The organism is Occallatibacter savannae (assembly GCF_003131205.1).
Classification (GTDB): domain Bacteria; phylum Acidobacteriota; class Terriglobia; order Terriglobales; family Acidobacteriaceae; genus Telmatobacter; species Telmatobacter savannae.
The window spans coordinates 105,575-131,651 of record NZ_QFFY01000009.1; the positions used below are offsets into that span (position 1 = coordinate 105,575).

Here is a 26,077-nt window from a genome sequence, read left to right on the forward strand (position 1 = left end):
AAATACCTGCAACTTACCCTTCAGGCCGCCATCCAAGGCCGCAGGAGAATACCTGAGCTATGCCAAGTGTGAAAGGTCGCGCGATGCAGGTGCCCGCTGCGGGCGGAGCATTCCAACTTATCGAGAAAGAATTCCCCGAACCCGGACCGGGACAAGTCCGCATCCGTGTTCATGCGTGCGGCGTGTGCCACTCGGATTCGCTGACCAAAGAAGGTCAGTGGCCCGGCGTGCAATTTCCGCGCGTGCCCGGGCATGAGATCGCAGGCGTGGTCGATGCAGTCGCTGCCGACGTGCCTCTGTTCAAGCCCGGCCAGCGTGTCGGGCTGGGCTGGCACGGCGGCCATTGCAACTTCTGCGATCCCTGTCGGCGCGGCGACTTCATCCTCTGCCAGAACCAGCCCATCAGCGGCATCAGCTACGACGGCGGCTATGCCGACTACGTCATCGCGCCCGCCAACGCCCTCGCATTGATGGCTCCGGAACTGAGCGACACAGATGCCGCTCCGCTGCTCTGCGCCGGGATCACCACCTTTAACGCGCTGCGCAACTCCGGCGCGCGTCCCGGCGACACGGTCGTCATCCTCGGTATCGGCGGCCTCGGGCACCTGGCGATCCAGTACGCTGCCAAGTCCGGTTACCGCACCGTTGCCGTCGCCCGCGGCCAGGACAAGGCGCCGCTGGCGAAGCAGCTTGGCGCACACGTCTACATCGACTCGACCACGCAGGATCCGGCCAAGGAACTCCAGAAGATCGGCGGAGCCAACATCATCCTCTCCACCATCACCAGTTCCAAGGCTTTCGACTGGGTGCTGGACGGACTGGCTCCAGCCGGCAAGTTCATTGTCGTCGGCGCGCCCGAAGACGGGCCGATCACCATCAATCCCTTCCCGCTGCTCCTCGGCCGCCGCACTGTCGCCGGCTGGCCCTCGGGAACCGGCATGGATTCGGAAGACACGCTCAAGTTCAGCGCGCTCCAGGGTGTGAAGCCGATGAACGAGGTCTACCCGCTCGAGAAGGCCGAAGAAGCCTACCAGCGTATGATGTCCGGCAAAGCGCGCTTTCGGGTAGTGCTGAACGTTAGCGGTCAGTGATCAGTGGTCAGTTCTGAGTGATCAGGGATCAGGCGTAATCGCAAACCTCAGACCGACAGACAACGGGAATTGTGCCCCATTCATTTCGCGGCTTCATCGCGAAATGAATGGGAGCGTCCGCTGGGTCTGTCGCTCGCAGCCACGGTATAATCGCGTCATGCAGCAAATCTTCACCTCCGTCGCAATTGCTCGCTTCTCCAGCGCGGCTGCGGCGCGTGCTGCGGCGGCTCCGGCCGCCTAGACTCGTTACCCCTCAGAAAAACAGTTCTCAGTCATCAGTCTTCAGCGGAAGAGCTCGTCTGCCCGTTACCGAAGGCTGCTGGGTGATCCTCTACTGACAACTGAAAACTGGTAACGGGCAACTTCTCACGTCGTATTCTGGAGAGAACCATGGAAGAGTTCAGCCGTATTCAGCGCCTGCCACCTTATGTCTTCAACATCACCGGTGAGATGAAGGTCGCCGCGCGCCGCCGCGGAGAAGACATCATCGACTTCGGCATGGGCAATCCCGACGGAGCCACGCCCAAGCACATCGTCGACAAGATGATTGAGGCCGCGCAGAAGTCGGTGACGCACCGCTACTCCGTCTCCAAGGGCATTCCGCGGCTGCGCAAGGCCATCTCCAACTGGTACCGCACGCGCTACGCCGTCGACATCGATCCCGACTCCGAAGCCATCGTCACCATCGGCTCGAAGGAGGGCATCGCGCATCTCTGCCTCGCCATTCTCGACTCGCGCGACACGGTGCTGGTGCCAAACCCGAGTTACCCGATCCACATCTACGGTCCTGTCATCGCCGGGGCTCACGTGGTCAGCGTCCCCGTGCAGGACCAGGATCAATTCCTCGCTCAGCTGGAAGAGCTGATTCCGCGCATGACGCCGCGGCCCAAGGCGCTGATCGTCAACTTCCCGGCGAACCCGACGACGCAGACCGTCGAGCTGCCCTTCTTCGCGCGCCTGGTCGAGATGGCCCGCGAATACGGCTTCCACCTCATTCACGACCTCGCCTACGCCGATCTCGGCTTCGACGGGTACAAGCCGCCGAGCGTGCTGCAGGTTCCGGGCGCGAAGGATGTGGCGGTCGAGTTCTTCACGCTTTCGAAAAGCTACAACATGCCCGGCTGGCGCGTTGGATTCATGGTCGGCAACCCGGTGCTGGTCAGCGCGCTGGCGCGGCTCAAGAGCTACTTCGATTATGGGACGTTCACGCCCATCCAGGTCGCGTCGATCCTCGCGCTCGAAGGTCCGCAGGAGTGCGTCGCCGAAATCCGCGACACCTACCAGCGCCGCCGCGATGTTCTCATCGAAGGCCTCAACCGCGCCGGATGGCCGGTGCCATCGCCCAAGGCGACGATGTTTGTCTGGGCGCAGATTCCCGAGGCCTATCGCAAGCTCGGATCACTGGAATTCTCGAAACAGCTTCTCAACGAAGCGAAGGTAGCCGTCTCTCCCGGAATCGGCTTCGGCGACTACGGCGACGGCCACGTGCGCTTCTCGCTGATCGAAAACGAAGAGCGAACCAGACAGGCGATTCGCGGGATCAAGGCGATGCTGGGGAAGAATGTGACTGTGGGAGTTTAATCTTCGACTACCGCTCTAGCTTAGAAAATAGTCGGGTGCCCCCGGTCCCTCGCACTTGGGGACCGGGGCGTAATCCCCATCACCGCTGACAATGTCCGGCCCCCAGTATGTTAGCGGTAAGTGAAAGACCAGCGACTTCGTTACCATCACACCGGCGGTTTTCATTTCCTCACCTGGAGTTGTTATCAGCGCCGTCCCTACCTCTCTACAGTCGGCGCAATGGAGCTCTTCGAAGACGCGCTCGAACGCGCTCGCCTGCGTTATCGTTTCGTTCTCGCAGGCTACGTGGTCATGCCGGAACACGTGCATCTGCTCATCAACGAGCCCGCGCGGGCGCATCTGTCTGACGCTGTCAAAGCTGTGAAGTTGTCCGTCACCCTGCGCCGCCGTGAACGCCCCTTCTGGCAGGCTCACTACTACGACTTCAACATCTCCTCACATCAGAAATTCGTAGAGAAGCTCCGGTATATCCATCGCAATCCCGTGAAACGAGGGCTCGCTCTCACACCCGAACACTATCCATGGAGCAGCTTCCGCCACTACGTGACGGGAGAGCGCGGCGTGGTTGAAATCGAGTCCGAATGGACCGCCCGCGAACGACACTGGCGGATGCCCGCGTGGATGCGCGACCAAATGCTCGAATCACCGACAACCCCGGTCCCCAAATGCGAGGGACCGGGGGCACCCACGCTTTAGTCAGGCAGCGGCCGTGATGCGGCGCTCTTCTGTCAAGTTTCCCTTCCTACATCCGTTCCCCTAAATACCTCATTCCAGATCAGAAAGGGCCCACTCCGCAAGTTTGCAGTCTAATTCGCATTTTTCGTCACAATGGAATTAGCTCAAGGTTTTGGACCGGGTGCCCCCGGTCCCTCGCATTTGGGGACCGGGGAGCAGTTACGAAGCTCAAAGGCCGCGAAGCCTCTCCTCCTCCAAATTCAACGGAGAGAGGCACTTACAGCTAACTTCAATGTTGAGATACACATGGCGCTACATCCCTCCTGCAAGCTTCAGCAACCAAGGAACTTGTTCACAAGGTGTATGGGGGTAGGGCCTAAGGAGAATCAATGTACTACGAATGTCGTCATATTCTGCTCAGTGGTCACAAGTGTCGAGCAGCTGCCGTAAGAGGCAAGGCGTTCTGCTATCACCATATGGCATCGCGCCGTCTCGCGCGCACAACCCTCACAGCAACCGACCCGCTCATGTTGCCTTCAGTCGAAGACCCAGCCGGTCTTATAGCCGCAGTTAACCAGGTGATACGTCACTACGGCGACAGCCATATCGACCGCGATAAGGCTGGCACGCTCTTCTACGGCCTCCAGGTCGCCACGTCTATCCTTAAGGCCTCGCTGCGCAGCCAGCCCCCAGGTCAGACCGTTCGCGATGTCATCGAAGATGAGGAAGAAGGCCTGATTGCTCCGGAGTCCACCTCCTGCGAGCCTCCGCAGGACTGTGAAGACTGCGAGAGGCGCAATACCTGTAAGACGCGCCTCGTCTCCGAGTCCGAGTTTCCAGGAGATTTCTTCTCGCCTCCGCCCAACTACACCGCCAAAGCCGCGCGCAACCGCCTGGGCCGCGACATCGCCAAAGATCTGCGCCTCGATGAGGAACGACGCGAGATCTTCCGCAGGGCCTATGGCGATGACAAAGAAAAAGGAAAATGATGCAGGACATGTAGGAAAGCAGCCACTCCGGCTGTTTTCCGACTAGGCACAGCCTGCCCTAGACGGATTCGGCGAAGCGGATGGAGAGCTTGGAGAGGTAGGCGAGCCAGAGATTGACGATCTTGTAGCTCGGTTCGCCGGATTCGACCTGGCGCTGAAGCTGGTTGAGGACGGTGCTGTACTCCGCGAGCTGGGCCGTGTTGAGGTTCAGCTTCTCGATCTCGGAGGCGTATCTGTCGACGATTTTGTAGAGGGAGTAGGCCGACTGCATGAACCCATCTTGCCCGAGAATGTCCGGAAATGGGTCAGGTAACCGCTGGGGTGAATAAAGGTAATCACGTTACCTTGTTCAAGGGACTAGGGACTAGGGACTAGGGACTAGGGACTAGGGATCAGGGATCAGGGATCAGGGATGGGGAAAGTTGTTGAGCGACAAATAATTACGGCCGGGACGCTGGTCCCGGCCGTAAGTGCTTCAGCCATGCTTACTGCAGGAGAATACTAAGCTTTCGCGGTGATGGCTTTGAGGCGGGCGTTGAGCCGGGCCTTGTAGCGGGAGACAGTGTTCTTGTGGAGGACGCCCTTCTGGACGCTCTTGTCGAGGGCGGAGACGGTCTCGCGGAACTGGGTGTGAGCGGTATTGGCGTCGCCCTTGGCGATGGCCTCGCGGAGGGCGCGGAGGCTGGTGCGCACGCGGGTACGGTTGTTGCGGTTGACCGCGGTGCGGCTCTCGGTCTGACGGGCGCGCTTCAGCGCTGATACGTGGTTTGCCATTGTGCTTCCTTCGTCGTAAGCCCTGAGTTGTCAGGGAGAAAGTGTCGGGCCAGTGTGCCCGGGTGCTGATCTGGATGCGGGACGGAATGCAGACACACCGCATCGCTCGCAGGTTTCCAGTCTACGGGAAAGCGGGTTGTGGGTCAACGGGTTAACCGGGGGAAGGCGTCCGGGGCTGATGAGCCAGCTGAAAAACTCGTTAACAGCAGAGCCTTTCCCTCAGGGGCTAAAGCCCTGCACATTTGGGCAGTTTAGCGGCACGACTAAAGTCGTGACCTATTCACAAGTCGTGCCCTTCCAAACCCATTCAGATGATCAGGCTGCTTCGGCCGTGGGATCTGGGTCGTCGGTGACGGGGATTTCTTCGGCGTCGTCTGCGGCTGCAGCGGCGGAGATCGCGTAGCGCGGCGCGAGGTCGGGTGCGTAGCGGGCGATGTCGGCGCGGAGGCGGAGCAGGGAAAGGTCCTTGGCCTTGGACTCAAGCATGATGTCGGTGTCGAGGTGGGCGATGGAGCGCAGGAAGGGAATGGTTTCGAAGGGATTGTTGTAGTCGGCGTGGCCGGTCCAGACCGGCGGCTGCAGGACGGTTTCGAGGAGGCCGGTCTTGCGGTTCTTGCGTTTGATCTCGCGCATCTCGGTGCGCGCGCAGGAGTAGTGGATTTTTGGGCGGACGCCGGAGGGCCAGGTGCGAAGGAAGCGCTCGAGCGTGGGCAGCAGCGGCAGGCCCTCGGGGTTGAAGCACCAGTGGTGCTGGTAGTCGAAGACGCAGCGGACGCCGGTGCGCTCGTGGATGGAGAGCACGTCGGCCGCGGAGAAGCGGATGTCGTCGTTCTCGAGAACGAGACGGCGCTTCACGCGTTCGGAGAGTCGGGACCATGTGGCGCACCAGCGGTCGCAGCCGGAGGCGCGGTCGCCGTAGGCTCCGCCGACGTGGATGACCAGGACCGCTTCAGGGCCGCACTCCATGAGGTCGAGCATCTCGGACTGCGACTCGAGGTCGGCGATGGACTTTTGCGTGAGCTGCTCGTTGTCGCTGTTGAGCACAATGTACTGCGATGGATGGAAGGAGAGGCGCAGATCCTGCTGACGCGCGAGGCGGCCGATCAATGCGAGTTCGTCGCGCGACTCGTTGATCATGTTGTGAAACTGCGGCATGTCGGGGTGCGTCTGGTAGGGCGCGATGTCGGACGACATGCGGTACATGTGGATGTCGTGCTTGCGGAGATACTCGAAGATTTCGCAGAGATAGCCGAGGGAGACTTTGAGGTGTGGGTTCTGCTGCCAGCGGCGCGTGTCGTTGGACTTGAGGCCGGGCTGTCCCATCACCTTGACGGCGAAGCCGAGACGCATGGCTTCGCGCGGAAAGGTGGCTGCGGGAAGGGAATCGAGATCGGGGCAGCGGAAGAGCGGATTGTTGGCGCGCGCTTCGGCGGCTGCGGCTGCTTCTTCTTTGAGGCGTGCGCGGGCGTCGCGCTTTTTCTGCGCCTTGAGTTTGGCTGGGTCGGCGGGTTTCTTCGCTGGGGTCATCACCTGGGAATCTCGTTGGGGATGATTGGTGCAACTGGATGAGATTCGCGGGCGTGGCGCGATGTTGTGTTGCGGGGAGCTATTTTGCGGAGTCGGAGCGCCAGTTCTGGATGAGGTTGAGCGACGAGGTGCCCTCGGAGTTGTCGCTGACGATGAGGAAGCGCTTGCCGTCGGGCGCGATGTCCCAGCTCATGGGCCCGGTGCGGATGCCGGTGTCGACCATGTGGGTGTCGAAGAGCGCGTGCGGCTCGCCGGAGTGGAAGGTGGGATGCGTGGAGACGTCGACGGCCATCATCTTCCAGTCGGGCGAGATGTAGAAGAGCTCTTTGCCGTCGCGGCGCCAGCGGGGCTGAACGCCGCCGCCGCGGGAGACCATCCAGCGGCCCGCACCGGGAGCAGGCGGAAAGGGGACGACGTAGATTTCGCTCTCGCCGGATTCGTTGGAGGTGTAGGCGACGAAGCGGCCGTCTGGGGAGAACTGGCCCTGGTCTTCGGTCGCGGCCGTCTGAGCAAGAACCAGGGGATGGGAGCCGGGCTGGCCGATGGGGAGCGCGAAGAGGTCGGCGCCCGTGCCGGGATTGATTTGCGCATAGATCAGATAGCGGCCGTCGGGCGACCAGCTTTTGGGAACGGCGAGCGTGTCGGAACGCACGATGAGTTCCTGCGGCGTGCCCCCGTCGGCGGCTTTGCGGAGATGCCGTGTTCGCCGTTGTAGGCAACATAGCGTCCGTCGGAGGACCAGGCAGGATTCATCCCGCCGTAAGCACCCAAGGTGAGGCGCGTTGTGGAGCCGTGAGCGAAATCGAGGAGGGTGATGACGCCGGAGGGATCGCCGACGAGGCGCTTGCCATCAGGGGAAATTCCGACCACTCCGCCGGCATCGCCAAAGAGCGAGATGGTTTTTCCGTCGCGGTCGCGCCAGGTGTATTGTCTTTGGCTGTTCTGGCCGGAAATATAGGCAAGGAGGCCGTTGTATGAAGCTGCGAGGAGAGCGCTGGAGTTGGTGCCGAGCCCGATCTGCTGGGCGACTGCGGATGGCTCGCCCGCCGCGATGAGGTTTTTGTAGTCGAAAGGCAGGGCCATCAGTGTTCCGGCCCGGGTGAACAGGATGGCTCCGATGTGGCTGCCGGGTGGAGCATCCACGATTGCCGTGCGCGAAATGTCGGGAAGGAGTTGACGCTCGTCATGGCCATCGAGGGAGTTGAGCCAGACGCCGGTGGCTCGTCGGCTTACGTAATGCTGTCCGTCGGGAAGAAAAGCTGGATACGTGGCGTTGCCGGGGAGCTCGGAACGGAGTGCGCCGGATTCGGAAATTCTCTGGACGCCGGTAAGTGCGCCAATGAGGATGTCGCCATTCTGGTTCCAGGTGCCGCCGACTGCGCCCAGAGCATCGCACAGGGTCTGCACCGGTCCGCCGGAGCGATCGATCTTTTTCAGACGGGCGTCCGCGAAGAAGGCAAGGTGGCGGCTGTCGGCTGACCAGAAGGGATCGACGGCATTGTCGGTGCCGGCGAGTGGGGTGAGTTCTGTCGCGTCTAGAGCGCGAACCCAGATTTGCTGGCGGCCGTCTTTGACCAGGACGATTGCGATGTAGCGGCCATCGGGAGAGACGGCGAGCGAGCGGACAAGAGACTTTTCGGGGAGAAGGATGTTGGTGCGCGTGAGCGGTTGCGGTGGTGCGCTGGGCCGGAGGTATGTGAAGGCGAGGGCGGCTGCGAGGAGTACGACCGCGGCGAGAGCGGAGAGGAGAAGGAGGTTGTGTCTGCGCGCAGGCGGCGCGGCGGGAGCTTCCGCGATGGACTCAAGCTCCCATTTGAGATCGCGCGCGGATTGCCAGCGCTCGTCAGGGTCGGGCTGGAGGCAGCGGTGAATGACGCGTTCCAGTTGAGGAGCCAAGTCGGTGGGATCGGCGCTGCGTTTGCCGGTGGCCATTTCGGCGAGGATGAGGCCGAGGGCGTAGATGTCGGAGCGGGGATCGGCGTCTTTGCCTTCGAGGCGCTCAGGTGCGAGATAAGCGGGAGTGCCCATGACGCCGTCGGGCTCGGTGAGGGAGAGATCAACGTCCGATTTGGCGAGGCCGAAGTCGAGGACCTTGATGCCGGATTTGCCACCGGATTTGGCGAGCATGATGTTGCCGGGCTTGAGGTCGCGATGGATGATGCCGGCGGCGTGGGCGATGGCGAGTGCTTCGGCGATCTGCGCACCGTAACGAAGGGTGTCGGCGAGGGAGAGCCTGCCGCGTTTGAGTCGGGCGGCCAGGGTTTCGCCGTCGACCAGTTCCATGACGAGGTAGTTGGGGCCGACATCGTAGAGGGTGCAGACGTTGGGATGGCTGATGGCAGCGATGGCGCGCGCTTCCTGCTCGAAGCGGTCGAGAAAGGGCTCGTTGCAGATCTTGATGGCGACGCGGCGGGTGAGCCGGGTGTCGGTGGCGCGGAAGACCTGGCCCATGCCGCCTTTGCCGAGGAGCGCTTCGATCTTGTAGGGGCCGAGGCGGGCTCCGGGTGAGACCGGCGTTTCGATGAGGTCGCGGATGAGGTCGGAGGCGCTGTGATCGAGGAGCCGCGGGCCGCTAGCGGAGTCCTGCGCGAGAAGCTTCTCGACTTCACGGCGAAGATCGGGGTCGGCGCCGTCGAGCACGGCTGCTCCGCGCTCACAGGCGGAGTGGTACAACGCCTCGATCTGGCGCCAGCGCTGGGAAGTCAAGGGCAGAGCAACCTCATCTGGATTGGGTGGATGGTATTATGACGCCGACTGCAGACGGTTGTACACGGCTGAGGCGGAGGCGGCGTGACGCAGAGCGGGTCTGGATCGCATTCCGGGGGGGACGAGACGTCAGAGACGACGCAGCTTCTGCGCGCCTGGGCCGATGGGGACCAGGGAGCGCTGGAGCGGTTGACGCCGCGGGTGTACCGGACGCTGCGCAGAATTGCGGGGCACCAGCTCAAAAATGAGCGCGCGGGCGACTCGATGCAGGCGACCGCGCTGGTTCACGAAGCTTATCTGGAACTGATCGATGTGACGAACGTCGACTGGCAGCACCGGGCGCATTTCTATGCGGTGTCGGCGCAGATCATGCGTCACATTCTGCTGGACCGCGCGCGCAAGCGGCTCTCGGCCAAGCGCGGCGGCAGCGCGGAGAAGGTGAACCTGGATGAGATTCCGGATCTGAGCGGTAGCCGCGCCGGAGAGCTGGTGGCGCTGGATGACGCGCTCACAACGCTGGCGAAGATGGATGAGCGCAAGGCGCGGGTCGTAGAACTGCGGTTCTTCGGCGGATTGAGCGTGGAAGAGACCGCTGAGGTGGTGGGTGTGTCCGCGGAGACGGTAATGCGCGACTGGAAGTGACGGTAATGCGCGACTGGAAGTTTGCGCGCTCGTGGCTGCACGCGGAGCTGAGCGGGAAGTGATGTCGTGCTGCCCGCATTTCGGATCGACGGCCGGGCAAGCAACACCGGTCCACAATCCAGCCCGCAGGCCATTCTGGTGAAAGAAGCCTTCCGTATCGGCGGTGATTGGACCAGAACTCGGTTTACGGCTCGACGAGTGACGTGGCGTTTTGGCGTAAACCCAGGAGAGGCGTGACCGCAGGCAACTTGCCCGCTCCGACTGGCCTAGTCTGAAACGCGGAGTGTTTCAATTAGCGCTGCCAAGGCGGCTGGCTGGTTTCGGCGACTCGGGTAATAGAGGAAGTATCCGGGGAACGAAGGGCACCAGTCCTGTAGCACCTGCACCAGGCGTCTTCGATTCAGCAACACCGCAAGATTCCCCTCCATCGATGTGCCAATGCCGACTCCGTCCAACACTGCCTGGATCACCAGGTCGGGATCATCGAATGAAACGGGGCCTTGTGGACTAACGGTGAGTGCTTTCCGGCCCTTCTCAAATTCCCATCGATACAAGCCATTCGTGAAGCGGAAGCCAATGCATGGGTGGTCTTTCAAGTCTCGCGGGTGCCTGGGGATGGGGTTCGATTGGAAATAGGCCGGAGAGCCCACGACGGCCAGACGCATCTCTCCAGTCACGCGAACAGCAATCATGTCGCGCTGTATGTACTCTCCCAGCTGAACACCAGCATCATATTCGCCAGCCACGAGGTCGACGGGATCATTGGAAGAAGTAACTTCCAGCACGATGTCCGGATATTTCCGAGTGAATGCGGCGAGCTTCGGCATCAGCACCATCTCTGCGGCCGAGCGAGGAATGATGAGTCTGATTCTGCCCGCCGGACGCTCTCGAAGTTGCATTGTTTCCGCAACAGCTCGTCCAATCTTTTCCAAAGCAGGCGCCACTTCCTGCAACAGCGCGGCGCCTGCGGCTGTCGCGGAGACGCTGCGTGTCGTCCTTGCGATGAGCTGTACGCCCATGCGCTTTTCGAGACTGCGCATGGAGTGACTAAGTGCAGACTGCGAAACGCCGAGCCGAGCTGCTGCTCGTGTGAAGCTGCGCTCTTCCACGACCGTTGCGAATGCAGCTAAATCCGGCAGCTCGCTTCTGACCATTTATGAATCGTACTCATGTCGCCATGCCGAAACAAGTGGATCATAAGGGTAAAAGATGTCGTCTCATAATCAGTGAAGTCACTGATTGACCCGCCGAATCTGGTGAGTTGCAGGAGGGTGAATAATGAGCAACTGGACAAGTGCCGAACTGGCAACGATCGCGACAGCCGACGATCTTCACATCTCGCCCTTCCGCGAGGATGGCGTGACCTACGGGACGCCAACCTGGATCTGGTCGGTTGTTGTCGACGGCGCTCTTTATGTCCGCGCGTACAACGGAAAGAACTCGCGGTGGTACAAGGCAGCCGTGGCTCAGAAGAATGGGCGAGTGCGCGTGGCCGGGATCGAAAAGGAGGTCGTCTTTGAACCCGTTGAGGGCATCATCAATGAAGCGATTGATGCGGCGTATCGAGCGAAGTACGAGGGTAGCCCTTACCTTGCCCCGATGATCGGGAACCGTGCAGGCTCGGCAACAGTGAAGATCAAGCCTCGCTGAGAGAGCAATCAAAGGAGAGATTTCGATGGCGGCTAACAACACATTTCGTTCTACGATCACCCCAGCCGATGTGCAGGCAGTGTCACCCGCTCTCGCCAGCTACACCAGGAGTGCAGTGGTCGAAGGCGTATGGAACAGGCCGGGACTATCAAGACGAGATCGAAGCATCGTGACCGTCGCGACGCTGATCGCACGCATACAGACCATCGGGATGGAGCACTATTTTGCAATTGCCCTCAACAGTGGTGTGACTCCTGCAGAGGTTTCGGAGATCGTGACGCATCTTGCCTTTTACTGCGGCTGGTCGAACGCGTTTCAGGCGGTAGACGTCCTGCAAGGCATTTTTGCATCACGTGGCATTGGCGCGGACCAGCTTCCTGAGATCTCGCCGGAACTGCTTCCGCTCAACGAAGAAGCTGAGGCAAAGCGAGCTGCGCAGGTGCAGGAAAACTTCGGAGATACGTCACAGGGCGTAATTGACAACACCGCGAAGTTCCTCTTTCGCGACCTTTGGATCCGGCCAGCACTTGCCCCGCGCGATCGGAGTCTGGTGACCGTGGTTGCGCTCGTGGCGGCTGGTCAGGTCGCGCAGATTCCGTATCACCTGAATCGGGCTATGGACAGCGGCCTCACGCGCGATGAGGCATCGGAGGTGCTTACTCACATGGCCTTCTACTCCGGCTGGCCGACGATCTTTTCGGCTCTACCCGTCTTCAAAGACGTGTTCGCGGGACGAAAGAACTAGCTAAGTTATGTTTGCAAAGGATTGGAGTGAGTGATGGAAAAGCGAAAGCTTGGAAACAACGGTTTGGAAGTTTCGGCGCTGGGCCTCGGCTGCATGGGGATGAGCTGGTCCTATGGGCAGGCGAAAGATAAGCAGGAGATGATCTCGCTGATCCATGCTGCTGTGGAACGCGGCGTGACGTTCTTCGATACAGCTGAGGTCTACGGTCCGCTCGAGAACGAAGAGCTCGTGGGTGAAGCGCTGGCGCCTTACCGCGAAAAGGTAGTGATTGCAACGAAGTTCGGTTGGGAGCCCAATCCGGGCGACAGTGATCGTTGGAGCGCGCTCAACAGCAGGCCCGAACACATCAAGCAGGTGGCCGAGGCGTCCCTGAAGCGGCTAAGGACTGATGTCATCGACCTGTTTTACCAACACCGCGTTGACTTGAACGTTCCCATTGAAGATGTCGCTGGAGCGGTTCGAGATCTCATACAGGAAGGCAAAGTAAAGCACTTCGGCCTCTCAGAGGCGAGTGCACAGACCATACGCAAAGCTCATGCTGTTCAGCCGGTGACGGCGCTTCAGAGCGAATACTCCTTGTTCTGGCGCGAGCCGGAGCAGACCGTGATGCCCACGCTTGAGGAACTCGGTATCGGCTTCGTGCCATTCAGTCCGCTCGGCAAAGGATTTCTGACCGGCAAGATCGACGCGAATACGAAATTCGACAGCACAGACTTCCGCAACAGCGTGCCCCGGTTTAGCGAAGAGAATCGCAGGGCGAACCAGGCGCTTGTGGACGTGATCACTTCATACGCAGCGAAGCATCAGGCCACTCCAGCACAGATCGCCCTCGCGTGGCTTCTTGCGAAGAAGCCGTGGATCGCGCCGATTCCAGGGACAACCAAGCTTTCGCGCCTTGAGGAGAATCTTGGAGCCGCGCATGTAAAGCTCACGGCAGACGACGTGCGCTCGCTTGAAGAGGCGTCCTCGAAGATCAAACTCGAAGGAGCGCGATACCCTGAGTTCCATCAGAAGCTGGTCGGGCGATGAGTCTGGGAGAACAACGATGAAAACTTTACAATGGCTTCTGGTCGCGACTGTATTGATCGTGACCGGCGCTCAGGCGCAGTCTCCTAAGCGTTCTTCGGACAGAGATGCCCTGATCGGCGCATGGCATCTCGTTCGAATCGATGTGTCCGGTGCGGTTGGCAATGAGCCGCAACCGAAAGGCATGCTGATCTACACGCGCGACGGTCACATGTCTGTACAACTGATGTATCCAAAGTCAGCCAATTCGCCAGACAACGAGTATGTATTGGGTGGATACGAAGCATCGTTTGGCAGCTATGACCTTGACGAAGCAAAGCACATCGTCACGCATCATGTGCAAGGTTCCGTCACGCGGGATCTTCTCGTCGGCAAAGACCTGGCCCGTGCGTATCAATTGAAAGCAGACGGGCATTTGATCATTCGCTCGGCGGACCCTGGGGAGCACTGGTCCGTGACCTGGGAACGCTTCTAAGCTAGGGGACTAGCGTCTCCGGAGCTCGGCCAAAACTAAATTCCGAAATTCTTTTGAGATCGTGCCAGTTTTCTCCGGCGGTTTGCGCCTAGAGGGACAAAGGCGATCAGAACGCGGTCCGGAACGGTCCCGCTCGGTCTGATCCGTATCCCCAGTTCAAACCGAAAAGGAGAGTGACATGACAAAGAGTTTCTTTCGGAATTGCGTGATGGCGGTTCTCGGCCTGGCGGCCGTGCAGATGACGCTGGCAGCACAGGAGAGAGGCACGCTCGAGGGCGATTGGGACGTGAGCGTGACGGTGACAAATTGCCAGACGGGCGCGCCGATCCGGGTCGTCCGTTCGATCCAGGCGTATCACCATGATGGTTCGTTCACCGAGACGGCGAACAGCGCCTCGCGCGGCATCAGCGAGGGTGTGTGGAGCCCAGCCGGAGGTCAGAACTATGTGGCGCGGTACTGGTTCTTCCGGTACAAGGCCGACGGCACGTTCGCATCGTTTGCGAGCGCGCACAACACGGTGAGCCTGGGTACGGACGGGCACTTCACGGCAACGGGAACGATTCAGGACTATGACGCAAATGGAAACCTGCTTTCGACCGGGTGCGTGGTGCAGACTGCCTATCTGCTGGCAACTCGGAAACCAACCTCGCGAACCAGTAGAGAGTAAAGGTTTAGCGAACTTGTCGAGATCCGCGCGGTTGGCGCGGATCTCTTGTTTTTCAAGCAATTTGAGCTGGCCGGATCAGGGTTTTCCCCGGGGAAGCCAGCCTGAAGTGAGGCGCCAACCGACCGCAAAAAAAGATGATTTCCGGCGTTCAAGGCGACTGATTTGGGGCCACAATAGGTGCGGAGGATCACGCCATGGAACGGTTTATCCAGCTCAATTTGCGCAGCGACAGCGAGAAAGCCGCGGCCGACAATTCTCCCAACCCCATCATGCGAGAGCCCGAGCCCTCTGCGATGGGAAGCAAGCGATTGAACAAGATGCTGCGAAAGGCCGCGCACAAGGCGTCCGCGGAGTATGGGCGCGGCGGCAAGGGCGGCATCTTCTCGAAATAGGGCCTGACAAATGATTGAGCGCTGCCCGGATTTCGTATCTCGGGTGGCGGAGCTGAAGCCTGTCGTCCTGCGACGATCGGGCCGGCGGGCTTTGCGCTTGTATTGTTATGAAATTCTGCCCTGAACCTCATTCGATCTTTATGCCGTAGCCGTTCAAATACGGTATCGTGCGGAGCGGCTTTAAGTCGGGCAGCAAGAGATTCAGGATCGCCGTAGTGGTTGCGGTCATGGTTGCGGTGCTGACAGTTTTGATTGCGCCGTCGATCGATATGCCGGAGACCGTTCTGCGCGAACACCACGTTGCCGCGCACACCATGGTCAACGGCAATTCGGGAACACTGACCGTCGTCGGGATCATCTCGGTTGCAGATGCGATCGATGGGCACGCAGTCCTGCTGAACGACGGTTCGCGAAACCCCGAGCACGGCCATAGCCAGACGTCTCTCGTCCTGCGCTGTTAGAGAGCTGCCAAGCCTCTCCTTCCCATCAATTCAACATTTTTGCTGACGCGTGTTTGCAGGCCGATGAGGTCGCGTTGCGACTTATTGCGCTCGCAGCCGCTCGCGCCAGCGATGCCGGCCGGCTCACGCGTGTGCGTGCTGCAGACGGGCTGAATGTTGCATTGATGCGGAGCGACGGAAACCAGCACTCGACAGATTTGTCAGGAGTTCTTATGAGACGAAGTGGATCAATGATGTTTGCTGTTCTTTTGTTGTTGGTTGCCGGTTGTGCGATCGGCAATGCGCAAGGTTCTGCGCCGGCGCTCACGGTATCGAACGCGGACAACGCGTGGATGCTGGTGAGTTCGGCGCTGGTGCTGATGATGACGGGGCCCGGGCTGGCGCTGTTCTATGGCGGGCTGGTGCGGAAGAAGAATGTGCTTTCGGTGATGATGCAGAGCTTCGCGATGATGGCGCTGGTGACTCTGTTGTGGGCTTTGGTGAGTTACAGCCTTGCGTTCGATGCGGGAACGAGCTTTATCGGCGGACTGCATCATGCGTTCATGCGCGATGTGGCGCTGACGCCGGATCCGGATTACGGAGCGACGATTCCGGTGCAGACGTTCATGGTCTATCAGCTGATGTTCGCCATCATCACGCCGGCGCTGATCACCGGAGCGTTTGCAGAACGGATGAAGTTCAGCGCGATGGCGGTTTTCCTGATGCTGTGGTCGCTTGTGGTGTATTCGCCGATGGCGCACATGGTGTGGGGAAAAGGCGGCTTGTTGAATGCCGCGCTGGGTGGGGCGATTTCGACGCTGGATTTTGCGGGCGGAACGGTGGTGCATATTACGTCGGGCGTGTCGGCGCTGGTGTGCGCAATCTACCTGGGCAAGCGGCTTGGATATCCGCACGAGCCTGCGCCGCCGCACTCGGTGGTGCTGAGTTTTATTGGGGCATGTTTGCTGTGGGTGGGCTGGTTCGGATTCAACGCGGGCAGTGCGTTGTCGTCGGGAGCGCTGGCCACGAGCGCGTTTGTGAATACACATTTCGCAACGGCCGGGGCTGCAATGAGCTGGGCAGCGGCGGAGTGGATTCGGAACAAGAAGCCGAGCGCGCTGGGTGCGATTTCCGGCGCGGTTGCCGGCCTGGTGGCGATCACTCCGGCGGCGGGATTCGTGCAGCCGATGTGGGCCATTGTCATCGGGATCTTCGCGGGCGTCTGCTGCTACTTCATGGTGGCGAAGGTGAAGCACATGTTTGGCTACGATGATGCGCTGGATGCCTTCGGAGTCCACGGAGTGGGCGGAACGCTTGGCGCCATTCTCACGGGGATCTTCGCTTCAAGCGCAATCAATCCGATGTTCAAAGATGCTGCAGGGAACCCGCTTCCTTCAGGGCTCATTGAGGGGAACGGACACCAGTTGCTCAATCAGTTGGGCGGAGTCGCGATTGCGTGGGGTATCTCGATTGTGGGAACGCTGGTGCTGCTGTTTGTGGTGGACAAGACGATCGGGCTGCGCGTTTCGCCGAGCGAGGAGATTGAGGGACTGGATATTACACAGCATGGCGAAGAGGGGTACGACCGCGTGGCGTGATGAGTCTGCAGACGCTGCGGATTCATGACCAAAAGTTTCAGAACCCAGAGCAAGTGGAGGTTTGAGAGATGCAGAAGGTAGAAGCGATTATTCAGCCGTCGAAGGTTGAGGCAGTGAAGGCGGCTCTGATTGAGGCAGGCATTACCGGCATGACCATCGTGGAAGCGCGCGGGCACGGCAGGCAGAAGGGACACACCGAGTTCTACCGTGGGCGGGAGTATTCGGTGGATCTGCTGCCCAAAGGGAAGGTGGAGGTCGTGGTGCAGGACGAGATGGTGGAGACGGCTATCCGGGCGATCATTGCGGGCGCGCGAACCGGAAAGATCGGGGACGGGAAGATCTTTGTGTCGCCGGTCGCACAGGTGATCCGGATCCGCAATGACGAGCGCGGAGAGGGAGCTCTGTAGGCTGTCGGGTTTGCAGCGGGCGCCGGCAGAACGTCGGCGCTTTCCGCTTCTGGATGGTCGTTTGGCCCCTTGCGCAACGGAATCAGCGGACGGGGGCCGGACCCCCGGGATCCCAGAGCCCTGCCTTGACGAGGAGCGGCTCGATCTTGGGGACCATTCCCATTTTGGCCCAAGTTCCGAAATAACACTTAGGTAACATCTACCTACCACCTTCGTGACTCTGAGCACAAGGCGGCGTGAGTACTTCAGCTTAGATTACCCTCGTTGGTACGAAACTGTCCGTCTTTTTTCCGTTGAAGAAAAGGCTGCCGGATAGACGCCCGCTACTACGTTCAGGGGTTGCTAAATTGCACACTATAAGGGCCTTAATCCACTCTCTCCTTTCGAGTTCTGTTCGCCTCAACTCCAAAAATGCAAGCCGACTGGCAAGCAGTCTGGCTTTGGTACCTATGCTGATAGCCGGGCCGGGTCTGATGTCCGGTTGTGGCGCGAACACCTACACGGCGATGTCGCGAACCGCTTCGGGTGAAATGAGTTTCGAAGATACAGGCACTGCCGGCGGGGATTCCGGTTTACACCAGCCGTCCGTGGGCCGCGCGCCGGAGGCCGGCCAGTCCGAGTGGCGCATGGAACGCGGAAGACGCTCCGAGTCTCAGGGCGGGCCGGGCTCGACCGAAGCGGGGGGCAGTCCCACCACTTCGACGGCCAGCGCTGGACTGGCGGCCAGGGAGGTCTCCCCCTTCAAGGTTCGGAAGGTGCTTGGAGTGCGGTCGCTTTCCTGCGCGAATCAGTCGTTCACGGGCTCGGGCAGCACGACCTGCAGCCTGACGTTGAGTTCCACGGCGCCGAACGGCGGGTTGACGGTGAACCTGGCCAGCGACAACACGGCGCTGTCGGTGCCGGCGTCGGTGGTGATGCCCGCTGGAGCGTCGAAGGTTTCGTTTGCGGCGACTGCGGCTGCGGTGAGTACGACGCAGACGGCAACGGTCGCGGCGAATGCGGGAGGTTCGACGGCGAGCGTCAGCATTCAGCTGAATGCGTTCAGCCCGGCGCTTTCGCTCGGCGCCACGACGGTCAATCTCGGCGCAGTGGTCGTGGGGCAGACGGCGACGAACACAATCACGCTGACGTCGTCGGGGAGCGCGCCTTTGACAATTTCGTCAGTGGCGGTGACGGGTTCGGGGTTCACGGCGACGGGCGTGACCGCGCCTCTGACGTTGAATCCGGGGCAGACAGCGGCGTTGACGCTGCGGTTCTACTCCGATCACACGAGTTCGTTTTCAGGAACTGTAACGATCGCGAGCAATGCAGCGCAGGGCGCGGTGACGATCAGCCTGAGTGCGGACGGTGTTCCCGCGCTCAGCGGGGTGACGTGTGCGACGCAGTCGTATGTGGGCGCCGGGACGGACCTGTGCGTGGTGAGCCTGTACGGCGCGGCGACCTCGGCGGGGTTCCCGGTTTCCCTTACGAGCAACAGCGCTTCGGTTGCAGTGCCGGCTACGGTGACGGTGGCACCGGGCGCGATGAGCGCGACCTTTGCTGCGAATGTAAGCGCGGTGAGTACGAGCCAGACGGCTACGCTGACTGCGGCGGCCGGCGGTGGGTCGAAGAGCTTTGCTCTGCAGCTTGGACCGGGAACGGCGGCGTTGACGGCCAATGCGAGCAGTGTGTCTTTTGGCAGCGTGCTGGTGAATGCTCCGGCGGAGCAGTCGATCACGCTGACGGCGTCGGGCAACACGCCGGTGACGATCAGTTCAGTGGGAGTTACCGGAGCGGGGTTCAGCGCATCGGGGCTGACCGCGCCGGTAACTTTGAATCCGGGGCAGACGGCGACGGTGAATGTGCAGTTCACGCCGACGGCTGCAGGGTCCGCATCAGGTCAGCTGACGATCGGGAGCAATGCCACGGGCGGGGCGCTTTCGATCGCGATGACCGGAACCGGATACCGGCATAGCGTGCAGCTGAGCTGGAACGCGCCGTCATCGAGTGCCATTGCCGGCTACAACGTTTACAGGGCTGCGATTGGCACAACCGGGTATCAGCGGGTGAATACAGGCGCGGTGTCATCGACGGCGTTCGCCGATGGGAATGTGCAGTGCGGCGTGTCCTACACGTACTACGTGACCAGCGTGGACGGATCGGGAGTGGAGAGCGTGGCTTCGAACACCACGACGGCGGGGATTCCGACGCCGTAGAAAGACTCGTCGAGAGAGGCTCCGTCACCGTTCGGGGTGGCGGGCCTTTTCGTTTTGATGTGGCGTAAGGCGACCGGAAAATTGCTGGTCAGCGGTAAGCAGCGTCGGTAGGATGAGGGAAGCTTCCCTGGAGGTCCTTGTCTGAGCGCGATGCGCCGTCTTCCGCCATTGTGGGTGATGGGCCTGGCGAACGGCACGCTTGGGTTTGCAAGCGGGATCATGAACTTCGTGATGCCGCAGCTGATGGCGAGCGTGCACGTTCCGGAGCCGAAGATCGCGCTGATCACGGCAATCGCGGTGTCGCCGAATTTCTGGTGTTTCATGTTCGGGCCGATGCTGGATGTGCGGTTCAGCAGGCGCTGGTATGCGACTGTGCTGGCGATCGTGTCCGGCGCAGCCGCGACGATTGCGATGCTGAGCCTGCATCATCTGCTGGTTCTGCAAGCGGCGATGGTGATGTGCAACGCGTCGGCGGCGCTGTCAGCGGCGGCGCTGGGCGGATGGCTTTCGAACATTGTGCCGGACGTGCAAAAAAACTCTCTCAGCAAGTGGATCAACATCGCGTTGGTATGCGGGACAGGACTGATTGTGGGTCTCAGCGGGGAACTCGTGCGAGGTCTGGGGATTGTGCCGGCCGCGGTGGCGCTGGGATTGCTGATTGTGCTTCCGACCTGCACATTTGTTCTGATCCCGGCGCCCGGGCCGGATCGGCGGCTGGCGGGTGAGAGCTTTGCGCAGTTCAACCGCGAGGTGCTGGCGCTGCTGAGGAGGCGCGAGGTGCTCATCGTCCTGCTGCTGTTCCTCTCGCCGTGCAGTTCGTTTGTGATGCCGAACCTGATGGGTGGGCTGGGCGCGGACTTCCACGCCTCGGCCCGCGCGGTGAGCTTCTGGGGAGGCGTGGGGGCGTTCATACCGGGCCTGCTGGGATGTTTTCTGTTTCCAGTGATTGCGCGCAGACTCAAGCTGAGGTTCTTCTATCTGGCGAACGGGATTCTGGGATGTCTGTTCACGCTGAGCCTGGTGGCCATGCCGCATACGACGGCGACGTTTGCCGGAGCGCTCTTCGGCGAGTACATGTTCCAGGCGGTGGCATTTTCAATTCAGATCGGCATTGTGTTTGAGGCGATCGGGCCGGATAATCCGCTGGCGGCGACGACGTTCTCGTTTCTGACGGCGGCGACAAACGTGCCGGTGACCTATGTGACGGCGATCGATGGCCGGGCGTATGCGCGGGCGGGAATCACGGGGACGTTGTTTATGGATGCGGCGATCGGGATTGTGACGTGCCTCGTTGCCGGAGTGGTGCTGGCGCAACTGGAGCGAGGGCGCGGACAATCCGGCTCCGGAAAGATGGAGCTGGTCGAAGCGGTGCGCGAGGAAGTTTGATGCGGCGCGGAAGGCGCGGCCGCCGGTCACATCGCTCTGGGAAGACGAAACGCTATACTCGTCGTCGAATAAGGGCGGCGGTGTGATGGAAGTTGACGCGAGGCTCGTTCGAGGGATGAGCAGGGCTGCCCAGACTTCCTATGTGCTTGTGGCCATCCTGCTGGTGCTGATTGCGTGGCTGCACCTGGGCACGCTGCTGCTGACAGCGCTATTCGGCTACCTGGCGCTCCAGGTCTTCTACTTTCGGCGCAACAAGACGCTGAGCGTAACCCTGTATCTCTGTGCGGTGGTCGTGGTAGGAGCGGGGCTTATCTACTTCGCGGGCCTCGCTTATCGCACGCTCCCGAAACTCGCGCAGACCGCGATTCCCGCAATGGTTGAGTTTGCGGAGAAGCACGGGATCGATCTGCCGTTTACGGATTACGAGAGCCTGAAGAACTCTGCCGTGGCCCAGGCCAGCGAGGGCATCTCTACCATCGGCCGGTATGCGAGCGTGGTGTCGCTGCAGACTCTGCTTCTTCTCGCAGGCCTGGTGGTGGCGCTGAGCGTGTTCGTGAATCCTGCGTGGACGGCGGGCGGCGGAGACGCAGCAGACGGGCGGAATATTTACTGGCAGCTCACGCGAGAGATAGGCGCGCGATTCGAGAACCTCTATCTGAGCTTTGCAAAGGTGATGGGTGCGCAGATCAAGATTTCTGCGATCAATACGGTGCTCACGACAGCGTTTCTGATCATCAGCGGTTACCCCTCTGCCGCTTTGCTGGTGGGGCTGGTGTTCCTGTGCGGGCTGTTGCCGATTGTCGGGAATCTGATCAGCAACTCGATCATCGTGGGCGTCGGTTTCACGATCTCGCCAAGGGCAGGACTGGTGGCGCTGATCTTCCTCGTCGTCATTCATAAGCTCGAGTACTTCCTCAACAGCAAGATCATTGGACAGCGGATCGACAGCCCGGTGTGGCTGACGCTTATCGGCCTGGTGCTGGGCGAGAGGCTGATGGGGATATCGGGAATGATCCTTGCGCCGGTTCTGCTGTACTACATCAAGGTCGAAGCATCCGGCTTTGCAATCGGGAGTCCGGACGCCAAGGGTGGAGTGCTCGAACGGCGCTGAAGGGTCGGAGCGATTTGGCCCGGGCTACCGGCCGCGGCGAATCCCGGATCCGGCGGAAATCGATGCTTCAAGCCGGGTCCAGAGGCCCACGTATCGAGATGGTGACGCGTTTTCCAAATCTTCATGGCCGGTGGGATTGACGGAATTTGAGTCCAGCGCTACTCTCTCCCCATACATAGCCACTTGGTTGCCTGCGCCAATACGAAGTTCGCCGGGAAGGTCTTCAATCGAGTGCGCCTTATAGCTCCTTCGGCCGGTTCCGGCAGAAATTTCCACCCAATTCCGCTGCTGCAACATCCAATCAACAGCCGCACTCTGCCCGTTGGGCAGGGCTACAGGAGGAATTCTGAACGCTGATCTGGAGATCACGCCAAATCTTGAGCCCCTTTTTGGGACCCGCGATGAAAACCTCAGACTTATGGAGGACTCGCTCGGAGTCAGGATCGATCTTAGGTCTGACTCAGTGCATGTGAAGGGGCCGGACGAAGCAGTCGCCAGGGTCCAGCGCATCTTTCAGGACTTCGAGTCGCTGCGGCGCCAGGGGATCAATCTTCATAATGGCGAACTGAACGGAATGCTGCGGCTGGTGGTCGCAGACCCGGCAGTGACTCTGCGCTCGCTCGCGGATGCGGGAAAGGCTCGCTCCAGCGGGATCAAGCGCACGGTGCAGCCGCGGTCGATGAACCAGCGGAAGTACATCGAAGCCATCGAGCAGAACGACATGGTGTTCGGCGTGGGGCCGGCGGGTACGGGCAAGACATATCTCGCGGTAGCCATGGCCGTGGCGGCGATGAACGCGAAAAAGGTGAGCCGCATCGTGCTGGTGCGTCCGGCAGTGGAAGCGGGCGAAAGGCTGGGCTTTTTGCCGGGCACGCTGCAGGAGAAGGTGGACCCGTATCTTCGGCCGCTGTATGACGCGTTGTATGACTTGCTCGATCCGGAGAAGGTCGACAAGATGCTCGAGAAGAACATCATCGAGGTGGCTCCGCTGGCGTTTATGCGCGGGCGCACGCTGAATGATGCCTTCATCATCATGGACGAGGCGCAGAACACGACCATCGAGCAGATGAAGATGTTCCTGACGCGCATGGGGAACAACTCGAAGGCAGTGATCACGGGCGACATTACGCAGATCGATCTGCCCAATCCGCGGAAGTCGGGCTTGCTGGATGCGATCAACATTCTCGATGGGGTGGAGGGAATTTCATTCTGCCACTTCGCGGATGGAGACGTGGTGCGTCACGCGCTGGTGCAGCGGATCGTGCGTGCGTACGACGCGGCCAAGCCGCAGCAGCAGGAGCTGCCGTTATCGATGGGCGAAGGAATGCCGGCGCAGGCTGCGGAGCAACAGGGAACGCAGCAGCAGGCGGTGCATCCGGCGAAGCCGCAGTAAGTTCGCGATAGGCGTTGATTTGTTTGAAGGTCCGCTCTGAGGAGCGGACCTTCTTGCTTTGCAGGCTTGGTGAACCCGTGTAACACCGTTCATCTGCGGTCACCGTGCGTCTCTTGGAAATTCGGATACTATGTTCAAAATCATGTGAGCTGACAGCGAGTGGCTCATCTCATTCTGCGTTGAACCAACCGAAGGAGTGGGCCGATGGCCGAAAGCGCACTGGCGGGAGCACTAACTGCAGCACTCGAAGATCCTGAATCGGCTGAGAAGAAGATTCGAGAAGTCTCCATGGAGCCGGTAGTCACCGTAAAAGAAGCAGAACTCGTTGTCCGGTTGCTCAGAATGTTTCCGCTATCCGCAGATTCGGCAGCCAAACGTGCAGTCGGGTCCTCGCTGCGAGACGTCATTGGAATGATGCAGCGGCCAAAAGGTGAGGAAGCGGTCAAACTCCTTCGAGAGGCAGGCTGTCCTGAACTTCTTCGCATCTTCGATACATTAAGCGCCACGGCCGACAAGCGCACGAGAGACGACCTGCTTTTTCTCTTAAAAGTTGTTTCTATGTATGCGCCGCAGGGAGGCTTGAACAGGGTCGTCACGGCCGCGCGCTCCCCGCTGCTAAACGACGGATTTCCATGGTCAATGATCTTTCATATGCTCGCGAAAGATCGTCATCCGTGGAGGGCAGAGATCATCGAGGCGCTTCGCGAGCCTCTTCCTGAGGGCTTCGTTGCCATCACCTTTCTGGATCTCTGCAACGCGGCTGGAAGGTCTGGTGGGCTCAAGCATCACCCATTCGATACTGAGTCTGGACTGGAGATGCTACTGAGCTGGGTGCGTGAAACAGGAGACCGTTCGAGTCACGCACTTAGTGCCGCGGCGAGCATTCCGTTCCTGTCGCCAAGAGTGCGAGGGGAGGTGCAGACCCTCGCAAATCAGCATCCCGATCGCGGCGTGCAGTTAGAGGCGGCATGGGCTGCGGCTGCGTGCGGCGATGAACGTGGCTTTCAGAAGCTTGAGGCGGCGAGTGCTGTTCCACAGGACGCAGCCGCGGCCATGCATTATCTGACTGAACTTGGAGCTGAGAATCGAATACCACCGCAATCTCGAACGGACGACTTCAAAGCGATCTCGGAGATGTGCCAGTGGTTGGGACATCCGAATGAGTTTGGAGCACCACCGGAGGAAATCCAACAAGTAGATGCGCGTGAGCTCTTCTGGCCGCCGAAAGACGATCGGCGCAAGCTTTGGGTGTTTCGCTACAGGTATCCGCCGGACGAGGGTAAGACGGAGCCAAAAATGGGATACGGGATGGTGGGCTCAGTTACATTCGCACTTTTCGGCGAGGCCACTGCCGACCTCTCTCCGGAGCAGGTGTTTGGCCTGCACTGCGCCTGGGAACTGGAGTGTAATGGCGATCCGCGCGCTCCGAAGAAGCGAACGCCGGAGGCGGGGGTCGAAATATTGAAGAGGTACAATCCTGATTTCGGGTGATCCGCGAAAAGCAACTGCAGATGTGTCGACTCCCCCTTTACTTCGTGAAGGGTCCGCTCAATAGATCGATGTTTCGACGGCTCCTGTATACTCGCGGGCAATGTGACTGCGCTTTGCGCGGAGGAGATGGAATAGACATGTCCCTTAGTCGACGGGGTTTGCTGGTTCGTTCTGCGGCGGTGATGGCGGGTGTGCAGGTGGCCGGGGTGAAGCGGATGTTTGGCGCGGATGAGAAGTCCAAACCCGGCGTGCAGATGTATATGGTGCAGGCGGATTACAAGAAAGATCCGGCGGGGACCTTGAAGCAGCTGGCGGCGATCGGCTACGGCTATGTGGAAGCGTTTGCTATGGGGATCAGCAGCATTCCCGACTTCAAGAAGATGCTTGCGGATGCGGGGCTGGGATGTCCGGCGGGGCATTTCGGGTTCGGCTTCATGCCGACGGAGAAGGTGCTGGACCAGGCGAGCGAGCTTGGCGTGAAGTACGCGATCAGCTCGGTGCTGCCGCCGGGGCCGGCAAACGGGGCTGCCGCAGCGGCGGGGATGATGGCGAAGATGAATCATCTGACTGCCGATGACTTCAAAGGCATGGCAGCGAACGCGAACCAGATCGGCGAGGCCGCGAAGAAGAAGGGGCTCCAGTTTGCGTACCACAATCACAATGTGGAGTTCAAAAAGTTTGAGGGCGGGCAGACCGGGTACGACATTCTGCTGAAGGAAACCGATCCTGCGCTGGTGAAGCTGGAGGTGGACGCCGGGTGGGTGGCGGCCGGAGGGAGCGATCCGGCAAAGCTGATTTCTGCGCACGCCGACCTGGTGAAGCTGATTCACTTCAAGGATTTCAGCACGGTGACTCCGCCGATTAACGAGCTGGGACCTGAGGCCGGCGGGCATATTGTGGACCTGGGGACGGGTGTGGCTCCGCTGAAGGCTGCATACGAGGCGGCGAAGAAAGCGGGCGTGGAGTACTTCATCGTGGATCACGATCCGCCGTTCAAGGGCAAGACCGCACTGGAGGCGGCGAAGCTGGATTATGCGTATGTCGCGGGGTTGATGAAGGCCTGAAGGCGTCATTCGCATAAAATGTATGGACCGGGGCCTGCTGAGTGCGGGCTCC

The 26,077-nt window shown here is 60.5% G+C and carries 26 protein-coding genes; 20 read left to right on the forward strand and 6 right to left on the reverse strand.

All coding sequences use genetic code 11. The features are described 5' to 3' along the window. Nucleotides 1–59 precede the first annotated feature (59 nt). The 4 genes from DHV10_RS25285 to DHV10_RS25300 all read left to right on the forward strand — a co-directional run bounded on the left by DHV10_RS25285 (nucleotide 60) and on the right by DHV10_RS25300 (nucleotide 4,336). Complete coding sequence (locus DHV10_RS25285; protein ID WP_109489210.1) at nucleotides 60–1,091, forward strand: alcohol dehydrogenase; 1,032 nt, start codon at nucleotides 60–62, stop codon at nucleotides 1,089–1,091. A gap of 390 nt (nucleotides 1,092–1,481) precedes the next feature. Continuing rightward, nucleotides 1,482–2,672 (forward strand): alanine transaminase, encoded by a 1,191-nt coding sequence (gene alaC / locus DHV10_RS25290; RefSeq protein ID WP_109489211.1) that lies wholly within the window; start codon nucleotides 1,482–1,484, stop codon nucleotides 2,670–2,672. 120 nt (nucleotides 2,673–2,792) lie between these two features. Further along, the gene (locus DHV10_RS25295; protein ID WP_239462040.1) at nucleotides 2,793–3,368 is read left to right on the forward strand and encodes an REP-associated tyrosine transposase; all 576 of its coding nucleotides are present in this window, start codon (nucleotides 2,793–2,795) and stop codon (nucleotides 3,366–3,368) included. A 368-nt stretch (nucleotides 3,369–3,736) separates the two neighbouring features. Beyond that, nucleotides 3,737–4,336, forward strand: coding sequence for a hypothetical protein (locus tag DHV10_RS25300; RefSeq protein ID WP_162601882.1), 600 nt, complete (start codon nucleotides 3,737–3,739; stop codon nucleotides 4,334–4,336). Between the two features lie 58 nt (nucleotides 4,337–4,394). Here the strand turns inward: DHV10_RS25300 and DHV10_RS25305 are convergent, their stop codons facing one another. From DHV10_RS25305 to DHV10_RS25325, 5 genes are all read right to left on the reverse strand, one after another. Then, a complete protein-coding gene (locus DHV10_RS25305; protein WP_109489213.1) occupies nucleotides 4,395–4,607 on the reverse strand; it encodes a hypothetical protein in 213 nt (70 codons plus the stop codon). A 230-nt stretch (nucleotides 4,608–4,837) separates the two neighbouring features. Then, nucleotides 4,838–5,110 carry a 30S ribosomal protein S20 gene (gene rpsT / locus DHV10_RS25310; RefSeq protein WP_109489214.1) on the reverse strand — a complete coding sequence of 91 codons (273 nt, stop codon included), beginning with the start codon at nucleotides 5,108–5,110 and terminating at the stop codon, nucleotides 4,838–4,840. 315 nt (nucleotides 5,111–5,425) lie between these two features. Beyond that, nucleotides 5,426–6,637 (reverse strand): UV DNA damage repair endonuclease UvsE, encoded by a 1,212-nt coding sequence (gene uvsE, locus DHV10_RS25315; protein WP_204101526.1) that lies wholly within the window; start codon nucleotides 6,635–6,637, stop codon nucleotides 5,426–5,428. Between the two features lie 79 nt (nucleotides 6,638–6,716). Next, nucleotides 6,717–7,289 (reverse strand): TolB family protein, encoded by a 573-nt coding sequence (locus DHV10_RS25320; RefSeq protein ID WP_162601883.1) that lies wholly within the window; start codon nucleotides 7,287–7,289, stop codon nucleotides 6,717–6,719. Continuing rightward, nucleotides 7,232–9,343: a protein kinase domain-containing protein gene (locus tag DHV10_RS25325; protein WP_109489216.1), complete on the reverse strand. Its 2,112-nt coding sequence runs from the start codon at nucleotides 9,341–9,343 to the stop codon at nucleotides 7,232–7,234. The genes DHV10_RS25320 and DHV10_RS25325 overlap by 58 nt, the downstream gene beginning before the upstream one ends. Before the next feature lie 84 nt (nucleotides 9,344–9,427). On the opposite strand from DHV10_RS25325, the gene DHV10_RS25330 reads away from it, so the two are divergent. Then, nucleotides 9,428–9,985, forward strand: coding sequence for a sigma-70 family RNA polymerase sigma factor (locus tag DHV10_RS25330; RefSeq protein ID WP_204101527.1), 558 nt, complete (start codon nucleotides 9,428–9,430; stop codon nucleotides 9,983–9,985). Nucleotides 9,986–10,251: 266 nt separating this feature from the next. Here the strand turns inward: DHV10_RS25330 and DHV10_RS25335 are convergent, their stop codons facing one another. Continuing rightward, a complete protein-coding gene (locus DHV10_RS25335) occupies nucleotides 10,252–11,139 on the reverse strand; it encodes a LysR family transcriptional regulator (RefSeq protein WP_109489217.1) in 888 nt (295 codons plus the stop codon). Between the two features lie 124 nt (nucleotides 11,140–11,263). Here DHV10_RS25335 and DHV10_RS25340 point away from each other — a divergent pair, with 124 nt between their 5' ends. From DHV10_RS25340 to DHV10_RS25415, 15 genes are all read left to right on the forward strand, one after another. After that, complete coding sequence (locus tag DHV10_RS25340) at nucleotides 11,264–11,635, forward strand: DUF2255 family protein (RefSeq protein ID WP_109489218.1); 372 nt, start codon at nucleotides 11,264–11,266, stop codon at nucleotides 11,633–11,635. Nucleotides 11,636–11,660: 25 nt separating this feature from the next. Continuing rightward, nucleotides 11,661–12,380 (forward strand): carboxymuconolactone decarboxylase family protein, encoded by a 720-nt coding sequence (locus DHV10_RS25345; RefSeq protein ID WP_109489219.1) that lies wholly within the window; start codon nucleotides 11,661–11,663, stop codon nucleotides 12,378–12,380. A 33-nt stretch (nucleotides 12,381–12,413) separates the two neighbouring features. Beyond that, nucleotides 12,414–13,409, forward strand: a complete 996-nt coding sequence (locus tag DHV10_RS25350) for an aldo/keto reductase (RefSeq protein ID WP_109489220.1) — start codon at nucleotides 12,414–12,416, stop codon at nucleotides 13,407–13,409. 16 nt (nucleotides 13,410–13,425) lie between these two features. Further along, a complete protein-coding gene (locus DHV10_RS25355) occupies nucleotides 13,426–13,881 on the forward strand; it encodes a lipocalin-like domain-containing protein (RefSeq protein WP_109489221.1) in 456 nt (151 codons plus the stop codon). Nucleotides 13,882–14,059: 178 nt separating this feature from the next. Then, nucleotides 14,060–14,548: a hypothetical protein gene (locus tag DHV10_RS25360; protein ID WP_109489222.1), complete on the forward strand. Its 489-nt coding sequence runs from the start codon at nucleotides 14,060–14,062 to the stop codon at nucleotides 14,546–14,548. Nucleotides 14,549–14,742: 194 nt separating this feature from the next. After that, on the forward strand, nucleotides 14,743–14,940 hold the full coding sequence (locus DHV10_RS25365; protein WP_109489223.1) for a hypothetical protein: 198 nt from the start codon (nucleotides 14,743–14,745) through the stop codon (nucleotides 14,938–14,940). Between the two features lie 167 nt (nucleotides 14,941–15,107). Further along, complete coding sequence (locus tag DHV10_RS25370; protein WP_204101528.1) at nucleotides 15,108–15,401, forward strand: hypothetical protein; 294 nt, start codon at nucleotides 15,108–15,110, stop codon at nucleotides 15,399–15,401. Nucleotides 15,402–15,613: 212 nt separating this feature from the next. Further along, complete coding sequence (locus DHV10_RS25375) at nucleotides 15,614–16,978, forward strand: ammonium transporter (protein ID WP_109489302.1); 1,365 nt, start codon at nucleotides 15,614–15,616, stop codon at nucleotides 16,976–16,978. Between the two features lie 68 nt (nucleotides 16,979–17,046). Further along, nucleotides 17,047–17,385, forward strand: a complete 339-nt coding sequence (locus DHV10_RS25380; RefSeq protein ID WP_109489225.1) for a P-II family nitrogen regulator — start codon at nucleotides 17,047–17,049, stop codon at nucleotides 17,383–17,385. 473 nt (nucleotides 17,386–17,858) lie between these two features. Beyond that, complete coding sequence (locus tag DHV10_RS25385) at nucleotides 17,859–19,580, forward strand: choice-of-anchor D domain-containing protein (protein ID WP_162601885.1); 1,722 nt, start codon at nucleotides 17,859–17,861, stop codon at nucleotides 19,578–19,580. 150 nt (nucleotides 19,581–19,730) lie between these two features. Beyond that, on the forward strand, nucleotides 19,731–20,966 hold the full coding sequence (locus tag DHV10_RS25390; RefSeq protein WP_109489227.1) for an MFS transporter: 1,236 nt from the start codon (nucleotides 19,731–19,733) through the stop codon (nucleotides 20,964–20,966). 115 nt (nucleotides 20,967–21,081) lie between these two features. After that, on the forward strand, nucleotides 21,082–22,077 hold the full coding sequence (locus tag DHV10_RS25395) for an AI-2E family transporter (RefSeq protein ID WP_162601886.1): 996 nt from the start codon (nucleotides 21,082–21,084) through the stop codon (nucleotides 22,075–22,077). 418 nt (nucleotides 22,078–22,495) lie between these two features. Continuing rightward, nucleotides 22,496–23,470: a PhoH family protein gene (locus tag DHV10_RS25405; protein ID WP_420818761.1), complete on the forward strand. Its 975-nt coding sequence runs from the start codon at nucleotides 22,496–22,498 to the stop codon at nucleotides 23,468–23,470. A gap of 204 nt (nucleotides 23,471–23,674) precedes the next feature. Further along, nucleotides 23,675–24,961 carry a hypothetical protein gene (locus tag DHV10_RS25410; RefSeq protein ID WP_109489230.1) on the forward strand — a complete coding sequence of 429 codons (1,287 nt, stop codon included), beginning with the start codon at nucleotides 23,675–23,677 and terminating at the stop codon, nucleotides 24,959–24,961. 137 nt (nucleotides 24,962–25,098) lie between these two features. Further along, nucleotides 25,099–26,025 carry a sugar phosphate isomerase/epimerase family protein gene (locus DHV10_RS25415; RefSeq protein WP_162601887.1) on the forward strand — a complete coding sequence of 309 codons (927 nt, stop codon included), beginning with the start codon at nucleotides 25,099–25,101 and terminating at the stop codon, nucleotides 26,023–26,025. Nucleotides 26,026–26,077 lie beyond the last annotated feature (52 nt).